Source organism: Streptomyces sp. CB02366 (genome assembly GCF_001905905.1).
GTDB lineage: Bacteria > Actinomycetota > Actinomycetes > Streptomycetales > Streptomycetaceae > Streptomyces.
In genome coordinates this window covers 236411-242592 of record NZ_LIVT01000009.1, presented here as the reverse complement: position 1 = coordinate 242592, position 6182 = coordinate 236411, and the positions used below count along the sequence as shown (strand labels likewise).

Here is a 6182-nt window from a genome sequence, read left to right as displayed (position 1 = left end):
CTACCGAACCCGGGGCGGTTCAAATGGATCTTGCGCGCTGAATGATCGTGGTCATGGGGCGGGGAGATCTCACGGACGAGCAGTGGGCGTTGTTGGAGCCGTTGTTGCCGAAGAGGGCCAAGGCAGGGCGACCGCCCGCTTGGCCTCGGCGGCAGCTGATCGACGGCATACGGTTCCGGGTCCGGACCGGTGTTCCATGGCGAGACGTGCCCGTCGAGTACGGACCGTGGAACCGGGTCTACGACCTGTTCCGCCGATGGCAGCGCAATGGCACCTGGCATCGGATCCTCACACTGCTCCAGTCCCTGGCCGATGAAAAGGGTGCGATCACGTGGGACCTGAGCGTCGACTCCACGGTCTGCCGCGCCCATCAGCATGCGGCCGGGGCCCGCAATCAGGGCGACCTGCAGAAGGAACCGCCAGGTGGCATCTTCACCGAGCCCCGCGATCATGGACTGGGAAGGTCCCGCGGCGGGTTCACTACCAAGCTGCACCTGGCCGTCGAGCAGGGCCAGAAACCCATGTCGATCGTCGTGACGGCAGGGCAGCGTGGGGACTCGCCGCAGTTCGAACCCGTACTGGCAAAGGTCCGCGTGCCCCGGATCGGGCCGGGCCGACCGCGTGTCCGCCCTGATCGTGTACGCGCGGACAAGGCGTACGCCTCCCGCAAGAACCGTGCCTACCTGCGCCGCCGCGGGATCCGCTGCACCATCCCCAACAAGGCCGATCAGGCCCGCAACCGTCAGAAGCTCGGCTCCCGGGGTGGCCGGCCACCGCGCTTCGACCCCGTCGACTACCGCGAGCGCCACGCGGTGGAGTGCGGGATCAACCGTCTCAAGAGGCACCGTGCCGTCGCCACCAGGTACGACAAGCTCGCGGTCCGGTACGAGGCGACGGTCCTGATTGCAGTGATCAACGAGTGGTTGTGACTACCTGGTTCCGGCTGGGCGCGATGCGGGTGAGGAGCAGTTCTCGCAAGAGTTCCACGATGAGGTCGGGCTGCCCCACGAACGGGGAGTGGCCTGTCTGCCATTCGCGCACGTCGGTACAGCGCGAGGCCATGGTTCGCTGGAGGCCGGGGTCGATGGCGCGATCCTGTGCGCAGATGACGTAGGTGGAGGGAGTCATCTTCCAGGCGTGGTGCTGGGGGACTCCACGTCCGCAGCCCGGGGCCTGTGCACGCAGCAGGCCGACCGCCTGCGCGGCGAGGGGTTCAGGGCAGTCGCCGTAGAGGGTGTCGATGGCCAGGCCGGGGTGCAGGGTGGTCGAGCCGTCCGGCTCGGCGACGATGGCGTCCTTGAGCTGTTGGGACGCACCGCCCAGACTGGCCGCGCTCTCGCCGGCATCGAGCACGAACGCTGCCAGGTAGACCAGGTGTGCTGCTCCGCGGACCCCTGTGATCACCGACCCTCCGTAGGAGTGGCCGAGGACGACCGGGGGCTCGGGCAACGCGTCGATGACGGCCTGGACGGCGGCGGCGTCAGCAGCTAAAGAGCCGCGGTGGAGCTCGGGTACAGCAACCTCGGTTCCATTGGTCCGCAACCGTTCCGCCAACAACGCAAAGTGCTCGGGACGGTGATACAGGCCGTGAACAAGCACCACAGCAGCCAACTCGTCCGTCTCCTCAGGTCGACACCAGACCGGTGAGCCTAGCCCCGAACCACACCCACCCCCTCACCTTGATCCATTTTCGATACACGGCCTAGGTGGCCGCACGCAGCATCCGGAGCTGACCGATCTCCGCGACGTTCTTCATCAGCTCCGCGTTCACCCAGGCGGCCATGTCGGCGACCGTGCGCTGCGGGTCGTGCGCCCAGGGGAACGGCGCGGTCGCGTCCAGTGCCGCCTCGTCGAGTCCGTCCAGCGCCTCCAGCCACTCCTCCCTCAGGTCGCGCAACCGTCCGATGGTTCGCTCGGCGTCGCCCGGCCACAGGACGTCCGCCCGGTCGCGGGGTTCCTGTCCCCGCGCGTGGGCGACCGCCGTCTCCCACCACCAGCCGATGTGCCAGCTGAGCCAGCCGATCGTCGGTACGGGAACCGGGTCCGGCTCCGCGTCGGCCCAGTCCGGCAGCCAACGCCCGTCGGGCTGCCGGTGCACCGTCCAGCACAGCGGCGCCGGCTGCCACAGGAAGTCGTCGGTGTCCAGTCGTTCCAGGTGGTACGTGAAGAGCGACCAGGTCAGATCGAACTGTCGGCGCAGAAGGTCGTGTCGAGAAGAGCGCATCGGGCGACCCTGGCACACCCGCCCCCCCTCGACAACGCGATTTCCCCCGGGCTCGCGTGCGGACCCGCGGCGCCCCTCCCGAGCGCTGCCCGCAGGGAAGGAGGGGAGGGCCGTCAGTGCGCGGCGAGGCGTTCCATCAGGGCGGCTCCGCGCGCGAGCGTCTCCTGCTCCTCCGCGCTGAGTTCAAGGTCGATGGCGCGTGCCAGCCAGTCGGCCCGGCGGTCGCGCTCCGCCTTCAGCGCGGCCCGCCCCGCCTCGGAGAGGTCCACGAGGGACTTGCGGCCGTCCGTCGGGTGCGCGCGGCGGACGATGAGGCCCTGGTCCATCAGGAGCCCGACCGCGCGGGCCATCGACTGGGGGCGGACGCGCTGGTCCGCCGCGAGGTCGCTGGTGGTCATGGCCCCGTCCCGGTCGAGGACGCCCAGCACGGCGACCTGGCCGTGCGGAATCCGGTCTTCCTGCTTCACGCGCCGTGCGAGCTTTCCCATGGCGATGCGCAGGTCGGCGGCGACGGTGGCGGGCTCCGGGGTGGGCATAGGGAACTTTAACCCGGGCCCGGCGGCGAGTCCGCGCAGGTGACCGGTGCGGGGAAACTGCCCAGCGAGGCTGCGCAGCAGAACTGTGCAGTTCATCTGAACAGCTTTGCTGTAGAGTTTTGATGTCGCGGCTCGCGCCGGCGCTGTCGCAAGACCGCCGCGGCACATGACGACGGAAGGACCTCCCATGGCCCCCGCGACAGTTGAGCCCACCACCATCCGGTCCGTGGCCGCCCGCCGCATCCTCGACAGCCGCGGCAACCCCACCGTCGAGGCCGACGTGCTCCTCGCCGACGGCTCCCTCGGCCGGGCCGCCGTCCCCTCCGGCGCCTCCACCGGCGCGCGGGAGGCCCTGGAACTGCGAGACGGGGACGCCGACCGGTGGCACGGCAAGGGCGTCGACCGCGCGATCGGCCACGTCGCGGGGGAGATCGCGGCCGCCGTCGTGGGCCGCGACGCCGACGACCAGGCGGGGCTGGACGCCGCGCTCGTCGCGCTCGACGGGACGCCCGGCAAGTCCCGGCTCGGAGCCAACGCGATCCTCGGCGTCTCCCTCGCCGCCGCGAAGGCCGCCGCCGCCTCCCACCGCCTGCCGCTCTACCGCTACCTCGGCGGCGGCGACGCCCGCCTCCTCCCGCTGCCGATGATGAACATCGTCAACGGCGGCGCCCACGCCGATAATCCGCTGGACTTCCAGGAGTTCATGATCGCGCCGGTGGGTGCGGCGACCTTCGCGGAAGCCGTCCGCATGGGCTCGGAGATCTTCCACACCCTGCGCCGCGACCTGCTGGCCGCCGGGCACGCCACCGGCGTCGGCGACGAAGGAGGCTTCGCCCCGTCGCTGCGCACGGCCGAGGAGGCGCTCGACTTCGTCCTCGGCGCCGTCGAGCGCACCGGGTACCGGCCCGGTACGGACATCGGTCTGATCATGGACCCCGCCTCGTCGGAGTTCTTCCGCGACGGGGTGTACGCGTACACGGGGGAGGGCGTGCGCCGCACCCCCTCCGAGCAGGTCGACTACCTGGTCGGGCTGATCGACGCATACCCGGTCGTCTCCATCGAGGACCCGATGGCCGAGGACGACACGGAGGGCTGGCGCGAGCTGACCGCCCGGGTCGGCCACCGCTGCCAGCTCACCGGGGACGACGTGTTCTGCACCGACGAGGCGCAGGTGCGCGAGGGCATCCGCACCGGGGTCGGCAACTCGGTCCTGGTGAAGGTCAACCAGATCGGCACCCTGACCGAAGCGCTCGCCACGGTCGCCACCGCCCGCCGGGCCGGCTGGAGCGCCGTGATGTCCCACCGCTCGGGGGAGACGGAGGACACCACCATCGCGGACCTGGCGGTGGCGACGGGCTGCGGCCAGATCAAGACGGGATCACTCTCCCGCTCCGACCGCACCGCCAAGTACAACCGGCTGATCCGGATCGAGGAGGAGCTGGGCGACTCGGCGCGGTACGCGGGCGGGGCGCTGCTCTCCCGCTCGTGACCGCCGGGCGGGGTGACGCGCGCCCCGGCCCCCCTCCACGGGCCGACGGGCGGGCTCCGGCGGACCGCTGCGTCCACCGGGGACCGCCCCGTCCGCGGCGGGCCGGTCGGGAGGAGGCGGGCCGGGACTCGGCCCGCCTCAGCGGGCCGCGGGGGAGCCGGGCCCCCCGCGGGGCGCGTACAGGATCCACAGCTGCCCGTCGGCGAGTTCGACGCGCCGCCCGTCGGAGGCGGTGTACACCGTGTCCGCGTCCCCCGAGGGGCGCGACCAGCGCACGTCGTGGGCCCGGCCGTCCCGCAGGACGACCGCCCTGCCCGTTCCCACGGTCTCGGTGAACGGGCTGACGTTCCCGGACCGGTCGCGGAAGTCGGAGGGCCGTACGGTCGCGTCCTGGACGACGACCGTGCCCGCCCCGAGCCGCCCGCCCTCGCTCGTCCGGGCCGGAGACCCGTCCAGTGAGACCAGCCACCGTTCGCGCCCGGCGGACCAGGTGAACGTCACGGACGCGGACGGGTAGCGCACCGTGCGGCTCTCCTCCGGCTCCCCGCCGGAGGGCGCCGGGCCCGCCTCGAGCCCCAGCGCCTCCACGGCATCGACCCCGGGGGCCTCGAACGGGATCCTCTCCGGCCGCAGATAGAGGTTGTGCGGAGCGGGCCGCCCCGGACCCCGGAAGTACGCCCCCGGCGCCTCGGAGGGCGGCACGGCGACCAGCGGCGCGCGCTCGATGACCGGCAGCAGCCGGCTCTGGGCGCCCGAGAAGGCCAGCGTCGGCCGGTCGAACTGCCGCAGCAGCTCCAGATCGGTCTCCCGCGCGCTGCGCACCGGCCCCACGACCGCGGGCGCAGCGGAGCCGTAGACGGCGAGGATCCGGCTCAGCCCGGCCTCCACCTGCTCGACGTAGACGACGTCGGCCTTCTCCAGTCCGGTGTGCGGGCGCGCGGGCGCCACATTGTCGATCTTCACGGCGAGCACCCCGCCGCCCCGTCCTCCCGACGATGTGCTGTCGTGGGGCGAGGGCGAGCCGTCCCCGCCCGCGCACCCCGCGGTCACGGCCAGCAGCAGAGCACCGAACAGCGCCCCGACCGACCTCTTCACTCCGGCTGCGGACATGGCGAACGCCCTTCCGGGAGCGGCGGTCGGCGGTGTCCGCGCACCGTCGTCTCGCGGCCCCCTCCCATCATCCATCATCGGGTGCACCGGCGCCCCGTGCTCGTGCGGCGGGCCGTGCCGAGGGGATCCGGCCGCGGGAATCCGGGCCGAAGGCGCCCGCACCCCCTGCGGTCCGGCCGACTTGGCCGGAACTGCTCGCCGCCGCGCCCCGGATTCCGCTTCCTTCGGGGCGGTTGCCTCTCTACGGTTGCACCAGCGGCGGGCGATGCGCCCGTACAGCACGACAGGCGAGGCGGAGGGGGTTCGGTGGAAGCCGAGTTGGCGGCACTGGCGGCGTCGGGGGCGACGACCTTCGTGGGGCTGATGGCGACGGAGGCGTGGACACAGGTGCGCGGGCGGCTCGCCCGGTTCCTGGGCCGGGGCGAGACCGACGAGGTGATCGGCGCCGAGTTGGAGGAGTCCCGGGCGGAGCTGACGGCGGCCCGCGCCGAGGACGACGAGCAGGCGGCCGCGGACATCGAGGCCGAGTGGCGCAACAGGCTCCGGCGCACCCTGCGCGCCGACCCCGCTGCCGCCGGGGAACTACGGGCGATCCTCGACGAGCTGGCCCCCCGGCAGCCCACCGGCCCCGCCGTGGCGATCAACCACAACACCATCAACGGCGGCCACTACAACGCCCCGGTGATCATGGCCCAGTGGGTCAACGACGGCGTTCCCTCCACACCCCGGCGGGGACCGGGCGAGGCGTGACCGCCGCGGGCTGCGGCGGCGTGCTCCGGCGCGCCGCGGCGGCGCCTGTCGCCCGGTCCTGACGACGCGTCTG

At 72.6% G+C, this 6182-nt stretch carries 7 protein-coding genes; 3 read left to right on the top strand and 4 right to left on the bottom strand.

Annotated features, from left to right (window positions below):
• Positions 1 to 53 precede the first annotated feature (53 nt).
• A complete protein-coding gene (locus AMK24_RS24345) occupies positions 54 to 929 on the top strand; it encodes an IS5 family transposase (RefSeq protein WP_079190621.1) in 876 nt (291 codons plus the stop codon).
• Here the strand turns inward: AMK24_RS24345 and AMK24_RS24340 are convergent.
• The 3 genes from AMK24_RS24340 to AMK24_RS24330 all read right to left on the bottom strand — a co-directional run bounded on the left by AMK24_RS24340 (position 913) and on the right by AMK24_RS24330 (position 2760).
• Positions 913 to 1611, bottom strand: coding sequence for an alpha/beta hydrolase (locus AMK24_RS24340; protein WP_073770983.1), 699 nt, complete (start codon positions 1609 to 1611; stop codon positions 913 to 915). The genes AMK24_RS24345 and AMK24_RS24340 overlap by 17 nt on opposite strands.
• A 91-nt stretch (positions 1612 to 1702) precedes the next feature.
• The gene (locus AMK24_RS24335; RefSeq protein ID WP_073770982.1) at positions 1703 to 2224 is read right to left on the bottom strand and encodes a DinB family protein; all 522 of its coding nucleotides are present in this window, start codon (positions 2222 to 2224) and stop codon (positions 1703 to 1705) included.
• A gap of 113 nt (positions 2225 to 2337) precedes the next feature.
• Complete coding sequence (locus AMK24_RS24330) at positions 2338 to 2760, bottom strand: MarR family winged helix-turn-helix transcriptional regulator (RefSeq protein ID WP_073770981.1); 423 nt, start codon at positions 2758 to 2760, stop codon at positions 2338 to 2340.
• Positions 2761 to 2947: 187 nt separating this feature from the next.
• On the opposite strand from AMK24_RS24330, the gene eno reads away from it, so the two are divergent.
• On the top strand, positions 2948 to 4249 hold the full coding sequence (gene eno / locus AMK24_RS24325) for a phosphopyruvate hydratase (RefSeq protein WP_073770980.1): 1302 nt from the start codon (positions 2948 to 2950) through the stop codon (positions 4247 to 4249).
• A gap of 138 nt (positions 4250 to 4387) precedes the next feature.
• Here eno and AMK24_RS24320 read toward each other — a convergent pair whose 3' ends face one another.
• Positions 4388 to 5359, bottom strand: coding sequence for a DUF3048 domain-containing protein (locus AMK24_RS24320; RefSeq protein ID WP_073770979.1), 972 nt, complete (start codon positions 5357 to 5359; stop codon positions 4388 to 4390).
• A 306-nt stretch (positions 5360 to 5665) separates the two neighbouring features.
• Here AMK24_RS24320 and AMK24_RS24315 point away from each other — a divergent pair, with 306 nt between their 5' ends.
• Positions 5666 to 6109, top strand: coding sequence for a hypothetical protein (locus tag AMK24_RS24315; protein WP_073770978.1), 444 nt, complete (start codon positions 5666 to 5668; stop codon positions 6107 to 6109).
• Positions 6110 to 6182 lie beyond the last annotated feature (73 nt).